Here is a 20,204-nt window from a genome sequence, read left to right on the forward strand (position 1 = left end):
GTTCGCGCCTGGGCTGAGGAACCCGATTTAACGAACGGGTAGGGTCCTGCGCACCAGTCTGGCACGTCGCCGACAGAATTGTACGGCGACAGATCACTGTTCATCCAGAAGGGAATGACAATGTCAGGTATCGTCCTCTCGGCGTCCGTGCGCCAGAACCTGCTCTCGCTGCAGTCGACCGCTCAGTTGCTTGCCACCACCCAGAACGACCTCTCCACCGGCAAGAAGGTCAACTCGGCTCTCGACAACCCGACCAACTTCTTCACCGCCCAGGGTCTCGACAACCGCGCTTCCGACATCTCCAACCTGCTCGACGGTATCGGCAACGGCGTGCAGGTGCTGCAGGCCGCCAACACCGGCATCACCTCGCTGCAGAGCCTCGTCGACAGCGCCAAGTCGATCGCCAATCAGGTGCTGCAGAGCTCGGTCGGCTACTCCACCAAATCCACCGTCACCTCGGCCGCGCTGACCGGCGCCACTGCGACCAACCTGCTGGCCGCCAGCACCAGCGCTGTCACCGGCAGCGTCGTCAACAACGACAACACCACGCCGGCAGCGATCACCGGCTCTACGCTGTTGTCGGGCACCAGCGGCTCCTCCTCGAACGACCTCGCCACCGGCATCACCACCGCCGACACGCTGGTCGTGAACGGCACCACCTTCACCTTCGTGGCCGGTTCGAGCTCGTCGGGCACCAACATCGGCATCACCGATACCGTCACGCATCTGCTGTCGACGATCCAGTCGGCCACCGGCGTCACCTCCTCGATCACCGCCGGTGCGATCACCCTGACGCCCGCTGCATCGGGCCTCACGCTATCGGGCACTGCGTTGGCGAAGCTCGGTTTCAGCTCTTCCGTCGGCGACGGCCTGTCCGGCCAGACGCTGACGATCGCGGCGACCGGCGGGGGCACGGCGACGAACATCACGTTCGGCCTCGGCACCGGCCAGGTCTCGACGCTGAACGATCTGAACACGAAGCTCGCCGCCAACAACCTGCAGGCCTCGATCGACTCCGCGACCGGCAAGATCTCGATCACCACCACCAATGACGCTGCATCGTCCACGATCGGCACCATCGGTGGCACGGCGGCGGCCAGCGGCCAGGCCTTCAACGGTCTGACGGCTGCTGCTCCGGTCGCTGATGCGACCTCGCAGTCGCAGCGGGCAAGCCTGGTGGCGCAGTACAATAACGTGCTGGCGCAGATCAACACTACGGCGGCCGACTCGTCCTTCAACGGCGTCAACCTGCTGAACGGCGACACGTTGAAGCTCACCTTCAACGAGACCGGCAAGTCGTCGCTCTCGATCACGGGTGTGACCTTCAACACCTCGGGCCTGGGTCTGTCGACCCTGACCTCCGGTGTCGACTTCCTCGACAACAACTCGGCGAACAAGGTGATCACCGCGCTGAGCTCGGCGAGCTCCACGCTGCGCAATGAAGCTTCGACCCTCGGTTCGAATCTCTCGGTCGTGCAGATCCGTCAGGACTTCAACAAGAACCTGATCAACGTGCTGCAGACCGGCTCGTCGAACCTGACGCTGGCCGACACCAACGAGGAAGCGGCCAACAGCCAGGCGCTGTCGACCCGCCAGTCGATCGCGGTGTCCGCGCTGTCGCTCGCCAACCAGTCGCAGCAGAGCGTGCTGCAGCTGCTGCGCTAAGCGTCACGACGCCAACAGCCGAAGCGGCGGGGGAAACCCCGCCGCTTTTGGCCATGGCGCGGTGAGCTACAGGTTTTCATGAGCCTTTGCCGGCGCGCCGATTGATCAGATCGAGCGGGGCTCTGCATCTGCGCTATGGGGCCAAGGCGCGAAGCGCAGGAGCGCCAGCATGTGTGCGAAGCAGGCAATGCCTGCAGCTTCGTGATGGAGGGACGTCTGTCCTGGCCGCCGCAGCATCCCGGGCCGATCGCCGGTACCTCGCTCCGTATTTGCACGGACATCAAAATTAACGGGACAGAGAAAGCGCAAGCCTTATCGATTGCAGAGAGGGAAACCCACTGCGTTCGGCCAGGCAACCGCGATGGCTTGTCCATGCCTGCTTGATGAGCGCGTCGGAGCTGCTGCCACGCATCTCCGGGCAGAAACGGCGATCGTTCTGCGATCGCAGCGCCTATTCTTGGAAGGCACGGTCTGATGGATGATCTGTTGCGTGAGTTTCTGACGGAGACCAGCGAGAGCCTGGACACCGTCGACAATCAGCTCGTTCGGTTCGAGCAGGAGCCGAACAACGCCAAGATTTTGGACAACATCTTCCGCCTGGTGCACACCATCAAGGGGACCTGCGGCTTCCTCGGCCTGCCGCGGCTCGAAGCGCTGGCGCACGCCGCCGAAACGCTGATGGGCAAATTCCGCGACGGCATGCCGGTGACCGGCGAGGCCGTCACGCTGATCCTCACCACGATCGACCGCATCAAGGACATTCTCGGCCAGCTCGAAGCGACCGAAGCCGAGCCCGAGGGCGCCGACCGCGACCTGATCGACGAGCTCGAAGCCATGGTCGAGCGCGGCATGGCGGCCATGGCGGCAGGCGCGCCTGTGGCAGCGCCGGCGCCCGCACCGGCGGCACCTGTTGCCGCGGCTCCTGCGCCCAAGGAGAAGGAGATGACGCACGGCACGTTGATCGACCAGACGCTGGAGCGGCCGCTGCGTCCGGGCGAGGTCTCGCTCGACGAGCTGGAGCGCGCCTTCCGCGAGACCGCGATCGAAGTGCCGGCCGCGCATGCGCAGCCCGCGGCGCCTGCACCGAAGCCGGCTGCGAAGCCCGCCGCTGCGATGGCGGCTGCCAAGCCCCCGGCCGCGGCGCCTGCGGCCAAAGCCGAAGCCGCGCCGGCGAAGAAGGATGCCAAGCCGGTTCGCAAGGCCGTCGCCGCCGAAGGCGAGATGGCCGAGAGCGACAAGGTCGCCAACCAGTCGATCCGCGTCAACGTCGACACGCTCGAACATCTGATGACGATGGTCTCCGAGCTGGTGCTGACCCGCAACCAGCTCCTGGAGATCGCCCGCCGCAACGAGGACACCGAGTTCAAGGTGCCGCTGCAGCGCCTCTCCAACGTCACCGCCGAGCTGCAGGAAGGCGTCATGAAGACGCGCATGCAGCCGATCGGCAATGCCTGGCAGAAGCTGCCGCGCATCGTGCGCGATCTCGCGACCGAGCTCGGCAAGCAGATCGAGCTCGAGATGCACGGCGCCGACACCGAGCTCGACCGCCAGGTGCTCGACCTGATCAAGGATCCGCTCACCCACATGGTGCGCAACTCCGCCGACCATGGTCTGGAGACCACCGCCGAGCGCGTCGCGGCCGGCAAGGGCGAGCAGGGCACCATCCGCCTGTCCGCCTATCATGAAGGCGGCCACATCATCATCTGCATCGCCGACAACGGCCGCGGGCTCAACACCGAGCGCATCAAGGCCAAGGCGGTGGCGAACGGCCTCGTCAGCGAGGCCGAGCTCGAGAAGATGACCGAAGCCCAGATCCACAAGTTCATCTTCGAGCCGGGCTTCTCGACCGCCGCCGCGATCACCTCGGTCTCGGGCCGCGGCGTCGGCATGGACGTGGTGCGCACCAACATCGACCAGATCGGCGGCACCATCGACATCAAGTCGGTGGCCGGCGAGGGCACCTCGGTCACCATCAAGATTCCGCTGACGCTCGCCATCGTCTCGGCGCTGATCGTCGAGGCCGGCGGCGACCGCTTCGCGATCCCGCAGCTGTCGGTGGTCGAGCTGGTCCGCGCCCGCGCCAATTCCGAGCACCGCATCGAGCGCATCAAGGACACCGCGGTCTTGCGGCTGCGCAACAAGCTGCTGCCGCTGATGCATCTGAAGAAGCTCTTGAAGATCGACGACGGCTCGTCGATCGATCCGGAGAACGGCTTCATCGTGGTGACCCAGGTCGGCAACCAGACCTTCGGCATCGTGGTCGATGGCGTGTTCCACACCGAGGAGATCGTGGTCAAGCCGATGTCGACCAAGCTGCGTCACATCGACATGTTCTCCGGCAACACCATCCTGGGCGACGGCGCCGTGATCATGATCATCGACCCGAACGGCATTGCCAAGGCGCTCGGCGCCGCCGGCTCCGCCTCGCATGCGGTCAATGACGAGCACAACGCCATGCACGTCTCCAGCGCCGAGCAGCTCACCTCGCTTCTCGTGTTCCGCGCCGGCACGGCGCAGCCCAAGGCGGTGCCGCTCGGCCTCGTCACGCGCCTGGAGGAGATCGCCGCCGACAAGATCGAGCTCTCCAACGGCCGCTACATGGTGCAGTACCGCGATCAGCTGATGCCGCTGGTGCAGATGGAAGGCGTTGCGGTCCAGACGTCAGGCTCGCAGCCGATCCTGGTGTTTGCGGACGACCGCCGCTCGATGGGCCTCGTGGTCGACGAGATCATCGACATCGTCGAGGAGCGGCTCAACATCGAGGTCTCCGGCGCCAAGGTCGACGGCATTCTCGGCTCGGCGGTGATCAAGGGCCAGGCCACCGAGGTGATCGATGTCGGCCACTTCCTGCCGATGGCGTTCGCCGACTGGTTCATCCGCAAGGAGATGAGGTCGGAATCGCTGACCCAGTCGGTGCTCCTGGTCGACGATAGCGCGTTCTTCCGCAACATGCTGGCCCCGGTGCTGAAGTCGGCCGGCTACAAGGTGCGCACCGCGAGCTCCGCGGTCGAGGGTCTTGCCACGCTTCGCTCCGGCCAGAACTTCAACGTCATCGTCACCGACATCGAGATGCCGGAGATGAACGGCTTCGAGTTCGCCGAGACCATTCGCGCCGACCAGAACCTGAACCATCTGCCTGTCATCGCGGTGTCCTCGCTGATGTCGCCCGCGGCGATCGAGCGCGGCCGTCAGGCCGGCTTCTACGACTACATCGCCAAGTTCGACCGTCAGGGCCTGATCGCGGCGCTGAAGGAACAGATCGACGAGCAGGCCAGGGCCGAAGCGGCCAAGGTTGCGGCGTGAACCCCCGCGGCAGGGAGGAGGATAAGATGAGCAGCAAGGTCGAAGTCAGTGACAGCAAGGTCGCCGAATACGTCACCGTCGTGATCGGCGGGCAGCTGTTCGGGCTGCCGATCTCGCGGGTGCAGGACGTGTTCATGCCGGAGCGGCTGACGCGCGTGCCGCTGTCCTCGGCGGAGATCGCCGGTGTGTTGAACCTGCGCGGCCGCATCGTCACCGTGATCGACATGCGCGCGCGCCTCGGCCTGTCCAAGGCCGATGACGGCAAGCCGCCGATGGCGGTCGGCGTCGACCTGCGTGGCGAGTCCTATGGTCTGCTGATCGACCAGATCGGCGAGGTGCTGCGGCTTCCAGAAGAAGGCCGCGAGGAGAATCCGGTCAATCTCGATCCACGCATGGCCAAGTTCGCCGGCGGTGTCCATCGCCTCGATGGCCAGCTCATGGTCGTCCTCGATGTCGATTGCGTGCTCGAACTTGCGCCGAAGGCAGCACTCGCCGCGTAACGAACCGCGCTCAAACATCCCACCGAAGGGGGAGTGGAAATGAAGACTTGTCTGGTTGTCGATGATTCAAGTGTGGTTCGCAAGATCGCGCGGCGCATCCTCGAGGAGATCGGTTTCGCGGTGATCGAGGCCGAGGACGGCGAGCAGGCATTGGAAGCCTGCAAGAAGAGCTTGCCGGAAGCGATCCTGCTGGATTGGAACATGCCGGTGATGGACGGCTACGATTTTCTTGGCCGGCTGCGCCGCATGCCCGGCGGCGAGGAGCCGAAGGTCGTGTTCTGCACCACCGAGAACGACATCGACCACATTTCCCGTGCCCTGAACGCGGGTGCCAACGAGTACATCATGAAGCCGTTCGACAAGGACATCGTCTCGGCAAAGTTCCAGGAGGTCGGCCTCATCGACCAATCCATGTCTCCTGCTTCTGCTTGATCGCTCCGTGCTCTCGTTCGCCTAGAAGAGGCCGTCCGTGAACCAGCCTGATTACGAATTCCTGCGCAAGTTGCTTCGAGAAAAGTCCGGTCTCGACCTGTCGAGCGACAAGCAATACCTGGTCGAGAGCCGCCTGCTTCCGCTCGCGAGAAAAGCCGGGCTCCCCGGAATCGGAGAGCTGGTCCAGAAGCTGAAGGACGGAAATAGCAGCCTGATCGGTCAGGTGGTCGAAGCCATGACCACCAACGAGACGTTTTTCTTCCGCGACAAGGTTCCGTTCGATCATTTCCGCGAAGCGATCATGCCGGAGCTGTTGAAGGCGCGTGCCAGCCGCAAGTCGGTGCGGATCTGGTGTGCCGCGGGCTCGACGGGCCAGGAGCCGTATTCGCTGGCAATGTGCCTCAAGGAGATGGGCGCTGCGCTGAGCGGCTGGCGGGTCGAGATCATCGCCACCGACCTGTCACAGGAAGTCTTGGAGAAATCGAAGGCCGGCCTCTACAGCCAGTTCGAGGTGCAGCGCGGCCTGCCGATCCAGCTGCTGGTCAAGTATTTCAAGCAGGTCGGCGAGCTCTGGCAGATCAACTCCGATCTGCGCGCCATGGTCCAGCACCGGCGGCTCAATCTGCTGCACGATTTCTCCCAGCTTGGCACGTTCGACGTGATCTTCTGCCGCAACGTCCTGATCTACTTCGACCAGGAAACGAAGATCAACATCTTCGGCCGGCTCGCCAAGTCGATGGAGGCGGACGGTTTCCTGGTGCTCGGCGCCGCTGAGACCGTGGTCGGATTGACCGATGTGTTCAAGCCGCTCGCTGAGCGGCGCGGCCTCTACCGGCCGAGCGGCGCGGCGCCTGCCAAGCCGCCCGCGTTCGGCACGCTGCAGAAGATGGCGACAATGGCGGGACATTGACCCGCGACTTAAGGACATAGAAGATGGCCGACGAAAACAAGGGCGCAGAGCGCGTCACGTTCAGCCGCGGTTATGATGTCTGCATCATGGGCATCGACGGAACCTGGCGGCGGGATTGCCAGCTCAATGCGATTTCCGACAATGACGCGATCCTGACGGTCGAAGGCTCGATCCAGGGCCTCAATCTGAAGGAATTCTTTCTGCTGCTGTCATCGACCGGGCTTGCCTATCGCCGCTGCGAGCTGGTGCGTGTGAACGGCTCCGAGATGGACATCCAGTTCATCAAGGGCAAGAACAAGAAGAAACGGTCGAGCTCCTCCAACCAGGAAGCCACGACGGTCTGAGCCGTCAGCTGCCCATTCTTTCAGCTCTCCGCTTTGCTCATCCACGCCGGCGCAACCACACCGGCGTGGTCGCTATCTGCCCGGCACGGTCGAGGAGTCAGCAAGGAGCGTCGCGGTCGCGTGACGCTTGACCTGTCGCGCGAGGACGGCGATGCTACGGGCGCGATCGCCGGCGTCCGCTTCGCCGGTTCGATCGTTATTCATCGGCAGCGGCGTGGATCGCGCGCGTCGTAGTGCCGCGCGGCTTTATGTACGTTTGCGCCGGATTGATCTTCTGGCTCCGTGCATTCCTTGTGGTCCAGGCCGAGGCGGTGCTCGGCCCGGCCTTACTCTGCTAATTCTGCCTAATTGCTCGTCCTGCCTAACGGAGTCGCCGCAGCTTTCTCGCCGTTTCATTTTCGCGGTTGCGCAGACGCGGCTCGGCCAGCGCCTTCGTCACCGTTATATTCGTCGGACCAATGTCAGCTATCGTGCAGAGCAGCACGAAGATCGACGTCGACAGCTTCGAGCAGGTGGCGCGCGCTTGAGCTCTTAGAGTTACCGATCGTTTGTCGACCTTCGTTGCCTCTGGCGGCGCGTCCGCCCGCGCATCGAAAACAGTGCACGGAGCTCCGACGCGACCCGATCAAGGCTCGGTTCCTGGTATGCTGTGATCCCTGAGCGTCGCCGGGGTTCCCGCATGATGCCCTCTGCGGATGTCAGGGTTGCCGAGCGAACGGCTCGTACTACTTGTGAGTTAAGCTCATAAACCGTACAAATACGGGCGCCCAAAGCGCACGCGGAGTGTGGTATCATAAGGCGCGTGTTCAAGTTATTCTTCTCTTTCGAAGAGCGATCGACATGACCGAACAGACGACTTCCCGCGGTGAGATCTTTGTCGTCGACGACGATCCAGCCGTGCGCGACACCCTATCGATGGTCTTGTCGGCAGGTGGGTACGAGGTGATCTGTTTCGCGGATGGTGCGGCATTGCTGGCCGTCGCAAGAAGCAGGACGCCGGCCTGCATTTTGCTCGATGTGCATATTCCAGGAAAATCCGGACTCGATATTCTCAAGGAACTGCACGGCGAGGATTATCCCGCGCCGATCTTCATGATCTCGGGGCAGGGCGACATCGCAATGGCGGTGAACGCAATCAAGAACGGCGCACTCGACTTCATCGAGAAGCCGTTCCGCGGCACCGAGATCGTGGCGCGGCTGAACGAGGCGATTGGCGCATTTGCGCGCCGGCAGAAGGAGAATGCCACGCCGAAGATCGGTTCGCTGCATTTCCCCGGTCGCGAGCCGCTGACGCGGCGCGAGCGCGAGGTGCTGGAGCAGTTCACGGCCGGCGCCTCGAACAAGGAGGCCGGGCGCACGCTCGGCATCAGCCCGCGAACGATCGAGGATCATCGCGCCAACATCATGAAGAAGCTCGGGGCTCGTAATGCGGCGGATCTGATCCGCATCGTGATGACGGCTTCGCGCGCATCCTGAGCCGATTGCGACGCTGACGGCGGCGGTTCGGTCGCCCTCGCTCAGCCCGACGCCCGTCGGTCCGGGTTCATTGGCGTTACGATCAGGCTTCGAGCGCCCTGCGGATCATCCGCGCCAGCTCCGATTTGCGGTAGGGCTTGGCGAGCAACAGAATTCCCGAATCAAGCCTGCCGTGATGCATGATCGCATTCTCGGTATAGCCTGAGGTGAACAGCACCGGCATGCCGGGCCTGGCCTGCTGCACGGCGGATGCGAGCTGGCGCCCGTTCATGCTGCCCGGCATGATGATATCGGTGAACAGCAGGTCGAACGGCTCCCCGGCCTCGACGATGGCAAGCGCTTCGGCGCCGTTTGCGGCCTCGAGCGTGGCATAGCCGAGCGAATGCAGCTGCGCGAGCACGTAGCCGCGGACCAGGCGGTCGTCCTCGACGACCAGAACGGTCTCCTGGCCGCCCTCGATCGCCACCGACGAAGCCTCCGCGCTCGCCGACGGCACGCCGCTGCCGGGCGGCAGATACATCCGGATCGTGGTGCCGTGACCTTCCTCGCTGTAGATCCGGATGTGCCCGGCGGACTGCTTGACGAAGCCATAGACCATGGACAGGCCGAGGCCGGTGCCCTTGCCGGGCCCCTTCGACGTGAAGAACGGATTGAACACCTTGTCGATGATCGAAGCCGGAATGCCGCTGCCGCTGTCGCTGACCGCGATCATCGCGTAGCGGCCCGGGCGCACATCATCATACATGCTGGCATAGTTCTCATCGAGATCGGCCCAGCCGGTCTCGAGCAGCAGCTTGCCGCCCTCGGGCATGGCGTCGCGCGCGTTGAGCGCCAGATTGATGATCGCGGTCGCGAGCTGATTGGGATCGACATGCGCGGCGCAGGTCTCCTCCTCGAACGCCGACTCGATCTCGATCTGCTCGCCAAGCGTCGGACGCAGCAGCTTGGCGGTGTCGATCACCAGCGTGTTGATGTCGACCTCGCGCGGCTGCAGCGGCTGCCTGCGCGCGAAGGCGAGCAGGTGCTGGGTGAGATCGGCACCGCGCGCGGCAGCCTCGTCGATCATCCTGGTGATGGCGGCGAGCTGCGGCTCCTTGGCGACCGCGGAGGCGAGGATCTCGATCGTGCCGGTGATCACCGTCAGGATGTTGTTGAAGTCGTGGGCGATGCCGCCGGTCAGCTGGCCGATCGCCTCCATCTTCTCCGATTGGCGGATCCGCTCCTCGGCGGCGATCTTGTCGGTGAGATCGCGGAAGAAGCCGTTGAAGACGAAGCCGCTCCGGGTCCGCAGCGCGGTGACGCTCAGTTCCGCCTTGAATTCGCGGCCGTCGCGGCGGCGGACCATCATCTCGCGGCGCCGGCCCTGGCCGATCACCTGGCTTTCTCCGGTCAGCACGATGCGGCCGAGCCCCGCGCGCAGCTCCTCGCGCTCCTCCTCGTCTGCGATCAGCTCGAACGCGTCCTTGCCGAGAATGTCCGAGCGCGCCCAGCCGAAGATCCGTTCGGCCTGCGAATTCCAGTTCAGGACGCGGCCGTCGTCATCGATCTGGACGAACGCATCGAGCGCGGTCTCGACGATGTTGCGCGCGAGTTGCTCGCTTTCGCGCAGGGTCTCCTGCGCGAGCCGGCTTTCGGTCATGTCGCGACCGATGAAGAAGTGCCGCTGCACCGGCTCCGACCAACTCGCCGTCCAGGACAGCGTCACCATGTGGCCGTCCTTGTGGATGTAGCGCGAGTCGGAGCTGCGGGCGCGGCGGCCGCGCCGCGAGGCGCGCATCTCCTCGCGCGCCTTTTGCAGGTCGTCGGGATGGATGAAATCGGCGCCGCTCCGGCCGATCATCTCGGCCGGCGCGTAGCCCAGGATGTTCTCGCAGCTCGGGCTCACCTGGACCAGGATGCCCTTGCGGTCGGCGATCAGGATCAGGTCCTGCGATGTTTCGAAGATGCGGCGGCGTTCCTCGGTCTGCTGGCGCAGCGCCAGCTCGGTCTTGCGGCTCTCGGTGATGTCGCGCGCGATCTTCGAGGCGCCGATGATCTGGCCGCCTGGTGACGCGATCGGCGACATGCTCAGCGAGACCTGGATCAGCACGCCATCCTTGCGCAGCCGCATCGTCTCATATTGCTGGATCCGCTCGCCACGACCGACGCGCTCGAGGGTTTCGCGCGTCTCGTCGGTCCGGTCCGGGGGGATGACCAGGCTGATGTTCTTGCCGACTGCGTCTTCGGGTGGATAGCCGAACACGCGCTCGGCCGCCGGATTCCAGGCCGTGATCGTGCCATCGAGCGACATGGTCACGATCGCGTCGCTGGACGATTCCACCGCGGCGCTGTACAGCCGCTCGCGCGCCGCGAAATGGTCGCGTGCGGCCTCGGTCAGATAATGCTCCTGGACCTCGCGCTCGAGCTCGGCGGTCTTGGCCCGAACCTCGTCCATGACGCGGAAGAACGCCCGCGCCAGCACGCCGGTCTCGCCGCCGGCGTCGACCGGAAAACGCACATGTTCGCCGCGGCCGATGCCCTCGACGGCGGCGGTGAGCTGGTTCACAGGCCGCGTCAGCGAGCGCGCCACCATGAAGGCCAGCGCGGCCGCACCCAGCATCGCAATCAGGCCGACCTGCAGCGCCGTTCGCCGGATCGTGAGCGCGGGCGCCATGAAGGCGGTGTTCGGAATGGTCTCGATCACCCCGACCCATTCCTGCCCGGCAAGCAGCGCGGGCGCGAACGCGACGCCCCCAGGACGGCCGTGCTCATCCTGCACGATTTGCGCGAAGCTGCGCGTGGTGTTGGCCATGGCGGCGAGCGATGGGAAATCGTCCTGCCATCGCGCGGTGCCGCCGCGCTTGCTCGCGAACTCCTTCTGCGGATCGGGATGGAAGAGATAGTCGCCCTTGGCGTTGACGACATAGAGCTGCGCGCCGGGCCGGGCCGATGCGCGCAGGTGCCTGAAGATCGGCCGCATGTCGACGTCAAGGAGCAGAACGCCGAACGGCTTGCCGTCGGGGCCAAGCAGCGGCGTGCCGACGCAAAGCATCGGGATGTCGGCGCTGGAATCGCGGCCGTTGCCGTCGAGGATGACCGGCGAGACCCTGATTTCGCCCTGCTTGAGCTTCAGCGTCTCGGTGAAATAGGGACGATCGCCGCGCGCGACGAGTTCGGCTTCGGGGACGATCCTGACGGTCTCGTTCGGCCCGAAGCGATCGACGCGGATCAACTCGCGGCGGCCGTCGTCCAGGCCGACCAGGCGGAACATGGCATAGCTCGGCTTGGCGTCGAGCTCGGCGAAGAAGCGCGCCGCCACCCGCTCCCGCAAGGCCTGTACCGAAAGCCCCTCGCGCGGATCGGTGCCGCCTGCAACCGAGGTCCGGATCATCGTCGCAAGGCTCGGGTCGGCCCGATAGCTCATGAGATCGTTGCGCGCGCCAGCCACGTAGAATTCGAGCTCGGTCGCCATCAGCCGCGAATGGGCCTCGACGCGGTCCAGCGCGCGCGGCAGCAGCGCCTGCTCGAGGCTTCGATAGCTCAGCCAGCCGACGGCGAACACCGCGATCGCCACCAGCAGGATCATCGCGACGGCAAGCCGGCTCGTCAGCGACGTGCCGCGCTCGAACCAGCGCTCGTCGCTCTTGCGCCGGCCCAGCACGCCGGGGAGGAGCTGCGAGGTTCCTCTGGCGTCAGGAGTTCGAAACAGCATCACGGTCCGGCCCTGGATTGCGCAGTGGACGGGCTCGATGAGGTGAGACAGTCGGCGACCATCGCGAGCAAAGCCGACGGCCTGAACGGCTTGAGCAAGGCGCCCATCGCTTGGGCCTGGTTGCCATGATCGGATCGTCCGGTTCCTGCATCGAATCGGGCGTGCGAGGCAGCCCGGATGTGATGATGATCGCCAGGTCGGGCCGCTGCCGCGGAATGCGGTGCGTGGTCTCAAGCTCGTCCATGCCAGGCATGAAGATGCCGGGGATCAGCAGGTCGAACGCCTTCGCCTGAAACCTCATCGCCAGCCCCTTGGCGCGAGCGTGGGCCGCGACGGCAGCGTCCCCGGCCTGCTCGAACACGCGCCCCACGGTCATCTGCATGACCGGCTCGTCGTCCACGACCAGAATCTCCGCCAAAGTCGACCCTCGATTCGTTCAAATCAAGACCAACGGCCAGTTGTAAGGTTTTGCCCAATTCGCGGATGGCTGCAAGCAGTTTGCACACGCCGGGGGCGCCTCATCCCGCGCTCTCTGCGAATTTGTGGCCCCATGAGATGCATCGCCATGCCGGATGCGGCCGTATGCGGGTTCCCTGGCGATACTCGCCTTAGTTGTCCGGGACCACGGCTTTGCAGCGGCTCAAACGCATGAATTCAAACGCATCAATAGAGGGTCATCGTTGTTCCCGTGCCGCTTGTATCCCAACAGCTAAGCGCGGATGGCCGCCGATGCGGCTGCTTGATCCAAGCGGACGTGAAGCCAGCGGACGCGGCCGATCTCTCTCGCATCACTCCTTCAGATAATCACGATGGCGGCTGCGGATCGCGGCGAGCGCGCCGAGGGTACCGGAGAGGTGGGTGCGCAGATGCGTCTGCGCCTCGTCGGGCTTGCCCTCGCCGATCGCCTGCGCAATCAGCCGGTGGTGCCGAATGATGTTCTGCGCCCGGCCGGGCGAGGGCAGATGCAAGCGGCGCAGCCGATCGATATGGCCGCTGCGGCTGCGCACCAGCATCCAGAGATCCTGCTTGTCGGCCGCGGCATAGAGCCGGGCATGAAAGTCATCGTCGGCGGCCATGAAGGATTCCAGGTCGCCTTCTCTGGCAAAGCGCCGCTGGCGTGCGATCATCTCGTCGAGATCGCCTGACAGCGCGGCATCGGCGTGAAGCGCGAGCATGCGCACGACCTCGAGCTCCAGCGCCTGGCGCAGGAAATGCGCGAGCCCGGCCTGGCGCAGGTCGATGCGGCTGACCAGGGTCGCGTGCTGAGGGAACACCTCGACCAGGCCCTCCTCGGTGAGCCGCATCAATGCGTCGCGTATCGGCGTCGAGCTGAGGCCGAATTCCTTTGCAAGCGCAGTCCGGGACAGCGGCGCTCCCGGCGGCAGCGCCAGCGCGGTGATCAGCCCCCGCAATCGCGCATACACCTGCGGCGCCGCCTGACGGCTGCGGTCGAGACGCTCGGCGGCTGCCGCTCGATGCTGCGCTGGAAGAGGAGCCATGGCGGACACAGATTTGGCGGACAAAGGCTTGCCGTAGATACACTAATGCATTAGTGCATCTCTGCCTTCCAGCCGTCAAGACGCCGCCGGAACAAGGGAGGCGCGTTCATTGATCCCATCACGTAACCGATGCCGGCCGCGGCGCCGCACCGTCGGGAGGGATCATGATGACAGGGAGAGCCGATCATGACCGACACGCGTAAACGTCCCGACCAGCTTCGCAGCGCGCGCTGGTTCGCGCCTGATGATCTCAGGTCGTTCGGTCATCGCTCGCGCGTGATGCAGATCGGCTACTCCCGCGAGGAATGGCAGGACCGGCCGCTGATCGCGATCCTCAACACCTGGTCGGACGCGCAGCCCTGTCACATGCATTTCAAGCAGCGGGTCGACGACGTCAAACGCGGCGTGCTGATGGCCGGTGGTCTGCCGATCGAACTGCCGGCGCTGTCGCTGTCGGAATCGCTGTTGAAGCCGACCACCATGCTCTACCGCAACATGCTGGCGATGGATGCCGAGGAGCTCCTCCGCAGCCACCCGGTCGACGGCGTGGTGCTGATGGGCGGCTGCGACAAGACCACGCCCGCGCTGCTACTCGGTGCCACCAGTATGAACCTGCCGGCGATCTACTTGCCGGCGGGTCCGATGCTGCGCGGCAATTGGAAGGGCAAGACGCTCGGCTCGGGCTCGGACGCCTGGAAGTACTGGGACGAGCGGCGCGCCGGAAAACTCTCCGAGAAGGATTGGGACACGATGGAGGCGGGCATCGCCCGCAGCCACGGCACCTGCATGACCATGGGCACGGCCTCCACCATGACCGCGATCGCCGAGGCGATCGGCATGACCTTGCCCGGCGCCTCATCGATTCCGGCCGCCGATGCCGAGCACGTCCGCATGGCCTCCGAATGCGGCCGGCGCATCGTCGAAATGGTGTGGGAAGATCTGACGCCCTCGAAGATCCAGACCAAGACGGCGTTCGAGAATGCGATCGCTGTGGCGATGGCGATGGGCTGCTCGACCAATGCGATCATCCACCTGGTCGCGCAGGCCCGCCGCGCCGGCGCCGATATCGGGCTCGACGATTTCGATCGTGCCAGCCGCAAGGTGCCGGTGCTGGCCAATGTGCGGCCGAGCGGCGACACCTATCTAATGGAGGATTTCTACTACGCGGGCGGCCTGCCCGCGCTGATGAGCCGTATCCGCGAGCATCTTCATCTCGAGTGCCTGACGGTGAACGGCAAGACGCTCGGTGAGAACATCGCAGGCGCCGAGGTCTACAATGACGATGTCATCCGCTCCGTTTCCTATCCGATCTACAAGGAAGGCGCGCTCGCGGTGCTCAGGGGCAATCTTGCCCCCGACGGCTGCGTCATCAAGCCGTCCGCCTGCGATCCGCGCTTTCTCAAGCACACCGGGCCTGCGCTGGTGTTCGACGACTATCCGTCGATGAAGAAGGCGATCGACGATCCCGATCTCGACGTCACGGCCGACCACGTGCTGATCCTGCGCAATGCCGGGCCGATTGGCGGCCCCGGCATGCCGGAATGGGGCATGCTGCCGATCCCCACCAAGCTGGTGAAGCAGGGCGTGCGCGATATGGTGCGGCTGTCGGATGCGCGCATGAGCGGCACCAGCTACGGCGCCTGCATCCTGCATGTCGCGCCTGAGGCCTATGTCGGCGGACCGCTGGCGCTGGTGAAGAATGGTGATCGCATCACGCTCGATGTCGCCGCGCGCACCATCAATCTCGATGTGGCGGCGGATGAGCTTGCCCGTCGCCGCGCCGAGTGGAAGCCGCCGGCCCCGCGCTTCGGGCGCGGCTATGGCTGGATGTTCGCACGTCATATCAAGCAGGCCAACGAAGGCTGCGACTTCGATTTCCTGGAGACCGGCTTCGGCGCAGCCACCGGCGAGCCGGCGATTTATTAGTTCGAGCTGTCATTCCGGGGCGCCGCGCCAGCGGCGAGCCCGGAATCCATAACGATGATCGGGCGTATGCATTCCGGGCCAGCGCTGTCCCGGCGCATCCCGGAATGTCGATCGGAGAGATAGACCATGACCAAGCTCAGCGATGCCACCCGCAACAAGCTCAAGACCGTCTCCACCGCCACGGTTGCGACCGCGCTGTTCAAGCGCGGCTATCGCATCCAGTGCATCCAGGGCGTCCGCCCTTTAAATCCGGAGCAGCCGACCATGGTCGGCGAAGCTTTCACCCTGCGCTATATTCCGGCGCGCGAGGATCTCAACAGGCTCGACGTGTTTCGTGACCCCGCGCATCCGCAGCGCAAGGCGGTGGAGGATTGCCCGCCCGGCGCGGTGCTGGTGATGGACAGCCGCAAGGATGCCCGCGCGGCGTCCGCCGGCGCGATCCTGGTGAGCCGCCTGCAGCAGCGCGGCGTCGCCGGTGTGGTCACCGATGGCGGCTTCCGCGATGCCGCCGAGATTGCGAAGCTTGGCATTCCCGCCTTCCATCAGCGACCGAGCGCGCCGACCAATCTCACCTTGCATCATGCGATCGAGATCAATGGGCCGATCGCCTGCGGGGACGCGCCGGTATTTCCCGGCGACGTGATCCTTGGCGATGCCGACGGCGTCATCGTCATCCCCGCGCATCTCGCCGATGAGATCGCGGACGAGACCTTCGAGATGACCGCATTCGAGGATTTCGTTGCAGAGGAGGTGGCGAAGGGCCGCTCGATCGTCGGGCTGTATCCGGCGACGCAGGAACAGACGCTGACCGATTTCGCGGCGTGGCGGAAGAAGAACGGAAGATAGCGAGCCGCAAATTCCGCTGTCGTCCCGGACAAGCGAGGACAGCGCGCGCGATCCGGGACCCATACTCCCGGAATGTCGTTACGACGAAGAACGTCGCGCTGTCGCGCTCAACAACGAAGGATCGTGATTATGGGTCCCGGCGTTCTCGGCGCGCAATTGCGCGCCTGACCGGGAATGACGGCTGAATGCGTCGCTCCATCATGCTCGAGAACACGCGACAGCCCTCCTCGACACGCCGAGATCGGTATCGGACTGAGGATGCGTTAAGAAAACGGTTAGTCCATTTCGAAGGAGCATAGGCGAGCGAGGGGCCATGGCGGGGTAGACCCTTGCCAGACATGCATCGATGCATTAGCCCCAATGCCAAAATCCGCCGTCAGGCGGCGACGTGAATGGAAAGGTGTCCATGGTTCGGACAAGACGCTGGGCCGCCGGTCCGGTAGTGGCGATGCTGATGGCAATCCTGTTCGGTGCCGCAGGCGCGGTGCCTGCGCGAGCTCAGCAGAAGATGGACATTGCGATCTCGCGGCAGCCGGGCATCTTCTACATGCCCAGTCATATCATCGAGAAGCAGAAGCTGATCGAGAAGCACGCTGCGGCGCTCGGCCTGCCCGGTGTCACCGTCAAATGGCTCACCTTCGCCACCGGCGGCGCGCAGACCGACGCGTTCCTGTCGCGCACGATCGACATCCTGAACACCGGGACCGGCAATCTGCTGCAGCTCTGGGACATTACGCTCGGCGGGGTCAAGGGCATCGTTGCGACATCGGCGCAGCCAATGACCCTGATCAGCCGCGATCCCAACATCCAGTCGATCAAGGATTTCGGTCCGACCGACAAGATCGCCGTGCCGACGCTCAAGGTGTCGACCCAGGCGATCGTGCTGCAGATCGCGGCTGCCGAAGCCTTCGGTACCGACCAATGGAGCAAGCTTGACGCCAGCACGGTTCAGCTCAGTCATCCCAACGCCTACGGCGCCCTCGCCGATCCCCAACGAGACGTACGCAGTCATTTCTCGATCCCGCCCTTCAGCTACCTGGAGCTGAAGAACGTGCCGGGAGCGCATGTCGTGATGTCGTCGTCCGACGTCATGGGCGGCCCGCTGAGCCAGGTGCAGTTCTTCACCTCGACCCGCTTCGCCGCCGAGAATCCGATTATTATTCAGGCCGTGCGCGACGCCACCAAGGAAGCGCAGGACCTGATCCGCAGCGATACCAGAACAGCGGTCGAGATCTACAAGGAAATCACGGGTGATGGGACCTCGACCGAGGACCTGCTGGCCCTGCTCAAGCAGCCCGGCATGATGGAGTGGAATCTCGAGCCGCAGGGGACGATGAAACTGGCAACCCATCTCGTCAGAACGGGCACGTTGAAGACTCAGCCCAAGTCATGGACTGACTATTACCTGCCGATCGCCCATGACCTGAAAGGCAGCTGAGTCGCGCGGCGCAAGTTGCCGCGAGGCGTTCGTCACGACGACTGTCGTCCCGGACAAGCGAGCATCACGCGCTCTTGTCGGCGAGCCCCACGGCCCACAGCGCAAACGCATAGATGATTGCGACCTCGTCGAGCCGGTTGAAGCGGCCGGAGGCGCCGCCATGGCCTGCGCCCATGTTGGTGCGCAGCACGACCGGCCCGCCCGATGTCATGGTGGCGCGCAGCCGCGCGACCCATTTCGCGGGCTCCCAATAGGTGACGCGCGGATCGGTCAGTCCCGCCATCGCCAGGATCGCCGGATAGGGTTTCGCGGCGATGTTGTCATAGGGCGAGTAGGACAGGATGGTGCGGAAATCCTCCGCGCTCTCGGTTGGGTTGCCCCATTCCGGCCATTCCGGCGGCGTCAGCGGCAGCGAGTGATCGAGCATCGTGTTGAGCACGTCGACGAACGGCACTTCGGCGACGATGCCGGCGAACAGCTCGCCGGCACGGTTGGCGACCGCGCCCATCAGCATGCCACCCGCGCTGCCGCCATGGCCGACGATGCGCTTGGCGCTGGTGTAGTTCTCGCTGATCAATGCGCGCGCGCAGGCCGCGAAATCGTCGAAGCTGTTGGTTTTCTTGGCGCGCTTGCCGTCGAGATACCAGCCCCAGCCCTTGTCGGTGCCGCCGCGGATATGGGCGATCGCATAGACGAAGCCGCGATCGACCAGGGACAGGCGGTTGGCGCTGAAGGAGGCCGGCATCGCCATGCCGTAGGAGCCGTAGCCATAGAGCAGCAGCGGCGCCTTGCCATCGCGGACGAAATTTCGCCGGTGCAACAGTGACACCGGCACCTCGGCGCCGTCATCGGCCCTGGCCATGATGCGGGTGGTGACGTAGTCGGCAGGGTTATGGCCGGACGGAATCTCCTGCCGCTTGCGAAGGGTTCGCTCGCGCGTGACCATGTCGTAGTCATAGACTTCCGACGGCGTCGTCATCGACGAATAGGAGAAACGCAGGGTCGTGGTGTCGAACTCGTAGGAGCCCATCGCGTCGAGCGAATAGGCGGCCTCGTCGAAAGCGATCGCATGCTCCTCGCTGGTCCTGAGGTCGCGGATCACGATCGCCGGCAGCGCATTGGCGCGCTCCAGCCGCACCAGATGGCCGGAATAGAGGTCATGGTCGAGCACATAGACGCCGGCACGGTGCGGGATCAGATCGCGCCAGTTGGCGCGCTCCGGCGCCGCCAGCGGCGCCGTGACGATCTTGAAGTCGATCGCGCCGTCCACGTTGGTCAGGATGTAGAGCTGATCGCCGTGGTCGGCGACGTCATATTGCACGCCTTCCTCGCGCGCGGCGACGAGCCGGGGCGGCGCGTCGGGATTGGCGAGGTCGATCAGCCGCTGCTCGGAGGTCTCGTGATCGCCGCCGGCGATCACGCAGAAGCGGCCGGACGTCGACTCATGCAGGTGGGTGAACCAGCCGGCATCCGGCTCTTCGTAGACCAGAACGTCATCGGCCTGCGCGGTGCCGAGCTTGTGCCGCCACACCTGCAACGGCCGGTGGTTGTCGTCGAGCTTGACATAAAAGAAGCTCTTGCAGTCGAGCGCCCAGACCACGCCGCCATCGGTCTCCTCGACCAGATCGTCATGATCCGTGGCCGTCTCCCACTCGCGCACGCGAATCGCGAAATATTCCGAGCCCTTGGTGTCGGCGCTCCAGGCGATCAGTCTGTGGTCATGCGAGTGGCGGCTGCCGCCGAACTTGAAATACTCATGATCCTTGGCGAGCGCGTCGCCGTCGAGCACGATGGACTCCGGTCCGCCATTGCGCGGCATGCGGCCATACATCTCGTGCTGACCGCCTTCCCGGTACTTCCGGAAATAGGCGTAAGGCCCGTCCGGCGAGGGGACTGAGGAATCGTCCTCCTTGATGCGGCCGCGCATTTCCGCGACCAGCGTCTTCTGCAGCGCGGCGGTGTGACCGAGCAGGCGCTCCGCATAGGTGTTCTCCGCCTCCAAATAGGAACGGATGTCCGCATCCAGCAACTGCGGATCGCGCAGCACCTCCTGCCAGTTGGGGTCCTTCAGCCAGGCATAGTCGTCCTGGATGGCGATGCCGTGGAGGCTGAAGGAGTGCGGGCGGCGCGGCGCCACCGGCGCCTGTTCGGTCGTGTTGCTCATAAGCTCTCTT

14 protein-coding genes are annotated in these 20,204 nt (G+C 64.8%); 10 read left to right on the forward strand and 4 right to left on the reverse strand.

The window, feature by feature from the left end; all coding sequences use genetic code 11:
• Nucleotides 1–120: 120 nt before the first annotated feature.
• The 7 genes from P6U24_RS02490 to P6U24_RS02520 all read left to right on the forward strand — a co-directional run bounded on the left by P6U24_RS02490 (nt 121) and on the right by P6U24_RS02520 (nt 8,630).
• Nucleotides 121–1,665 carry a flagellin gene (locus P6U24_RS02490; RefSeq protein WP_407157633.1) on the forward strand — a complete coding sequence of 515 codons (1,545 nt, stop codon included), beginning with the start codon at nt 121–123 and terminating at the stop codon, nt 1,663–1,665.
• A gap of 474 nt (nt 1,666–2,139) precedes the next feature.
• Nucleotides 2,140–4,968: a chemotaxis protein CheW gene (locus tag P6U24_RS02495; RefSeq protein ID WP_407157634.1), complete on the forward strand. Its 2,829-nt coding sequence runs from the start codon at nt 2,140–2,142 to the stop codon at nt 4,966–4,968.
• Nucleotides 4,969–4,994: 26 nt separating this feature from the next.
• Nucleotides 4,995–5,468: a chemotaxis protein CheW gene (locus P6U24_RS02500; protein ID WP_407157635.1), complete on the forward strand. Its 474-nt coding sequence runs from the start codon at nt 4,995–4,997 to the stop codon at nt 5,466–5,468.
• A 39-nt stretch (nt 5,469–5,507) separates the two neighbouring features.
• Complete coding sequence (locus P6U24_RS02505; RefSeq protein ID WP_407157636.1) at nt 5,508–5,900, forward strand: PleD family two-component system response regulator; 393 nt, start codon at nt 5,508–5,510, stop codon at nt 5,898–5,900.
• Between the two features lie 37 nt (nt 5,901–5,937).
• Nucleotides 5,938–6,810 carry a CheR family methyltransferase gene (locus P6U24_RS02510; RefSeq protein WP_407157637.1) on the forward strand — a complete coding sequence of 291 codons (873 nt, stop codon included), beginning with the start codon at nt 5,938–5,940 and terminating at the stop codon, nt 6,808–6,810.
• A 23-nt stretch (nt 6,811–6,833) separates the two neighbouring features.
• On the forward strand, nt 6,834–7,154 hold the full coding sequence (locus P6U24_RS02515) for a PilZ domain-containing protein (protein ID WP_407157638.1): 321 nt from the start codon (nt 6,834–6,836) through the stop codon (nt 7,152–7,154).
• Between the two features lie 840 nt (nt 7,155–7,994).
• The gene (locus P6U24_RS02520) at nt 7,995–8,630 is read left to right on the forward strand and encodes a response regulator transcription factor (RefSeq protein WP_407157639.1); all 636 of its coding nucleotides are present in this window, start codon (nt 7,995–7,997) and stop codon (nt 8,628–8,630) included.
• Nucleotides 8,631–8,712: 82 nt separating this feature from the next.
• On the opposite strand, the gene P6U24_RS02525 is transcribed toward P6U24_RS02520, so the two are convergent.
• The 3 genes from P6U24_RS02525 to P6U24_RS02535 all read right to left on the reverse strand — a co-directional run bounded on the left by P6U24_RS02525 (nt 8,713) and on the right by P6U24_RS02535 (nt 13,820).
• The gene (locus tag P6U24_RS02525; RefSeq protein WP_407160746.1) at nt 8,713–12,195 is read right to left on the reverse strand and encodes a PAS domain S-box protein; all 3,483 of its coding nucleotides are present in this window, start codon (nt 12,193–12,195) and stop codon (nt 8,713–8,715) included.
• Nucleotides 12,196–12,301: 106 nt separating this feature from the next.
• A complete protein-coding gene (locus P6U24_RS02530; protein ID WP_407157640.1) occupies nt 12,302–12,739 on the reverse strand; it encodes a response regulator in 438 nt (145 codons plus the stop codon).
• A gap of 370 nt (nt 12,740–13,109) precedes the next feature.
• Complete coding sequence (locus P6U24_RS02535) at nt 13,110–13,820, reverse strand: GntR family transcriptional regulator (RefSeq protein ID WP_407157641.1); 711 nt, start codon at nt 13,818–13,820, stop codon at nt 13,110–13,112.
• A 186-nt stretch (nt 13,821–14,006) separates the two neighbouring features.
• Here P6U24_RS02535 and araD point away from each other — a divergent pair, with 186 nt between their 5' ends.
• The 3 genes from araD (at nt 14,007) to P6U24_RS02550 (ending at nt 18,030) form a co-directional block, all read left to right on the forward strand.
• A complete protein-coding gene (araD, locus tag P6U24_RS02540) occupies nt 14,007–15,746 on the forward strand; it encodes an L-arabinonate dehydratase (RefSeq protein ID WP_407157642.1) in 1,740 nt (579 codons plus the stop codon).
• Nucleotides 15,747–15,872: 126 nt separating this feature from the next.
• A complete protein-coding gene (locus P6U24_RS02545) occupies nt 15,873–16,592 on the forward strand; it encodes a ribonuclease activity regulator RraA (protein WP_407157643.1) in 720 nt (239 codons plus the stop codon).
• 448 nt (nt 16,593–17,040) lie between these two features.
• The gene (locus P6U24_RS02550; RefSeq protein ID WP_407160747.1) at nt 17,041–18,030 is read left to right on the forward strand and encodes an ABC transporter substrate-binding protein; all 990 of its coding nucleotides are present in this window, start codon (nt 17,041–17,043) and stop codon (nt 18,028–18,030) included.
• Between the two features lie 64 nt (nt 18,031–18,094).
• Here P6U24_RS02550 and P6U24_RS02555 read toward each other — a convergent pair whose 3' ends face one another.
• Entirely contained in the window at nt 18,095–20,194 is a 2,100-nt protein-coding gene (locus tag P6U24_RS02555) for a S9 family peptidase (RefSeq protein ID WP_407157644.1), read from the reverse strand.
• Nucleotides 20,195–20,204 lie beyond the last annotated feature (10 nt).

It is taken from the genome of Bradyrhizobium sp. STM 3557, from assembly GCF_045571465.1.
Lineage (GTDB): Bacteria > Pseudomonadota > Alphaproteobacteria > Rhizobiales > Xanthobacteraceae > Bradyrhizobium.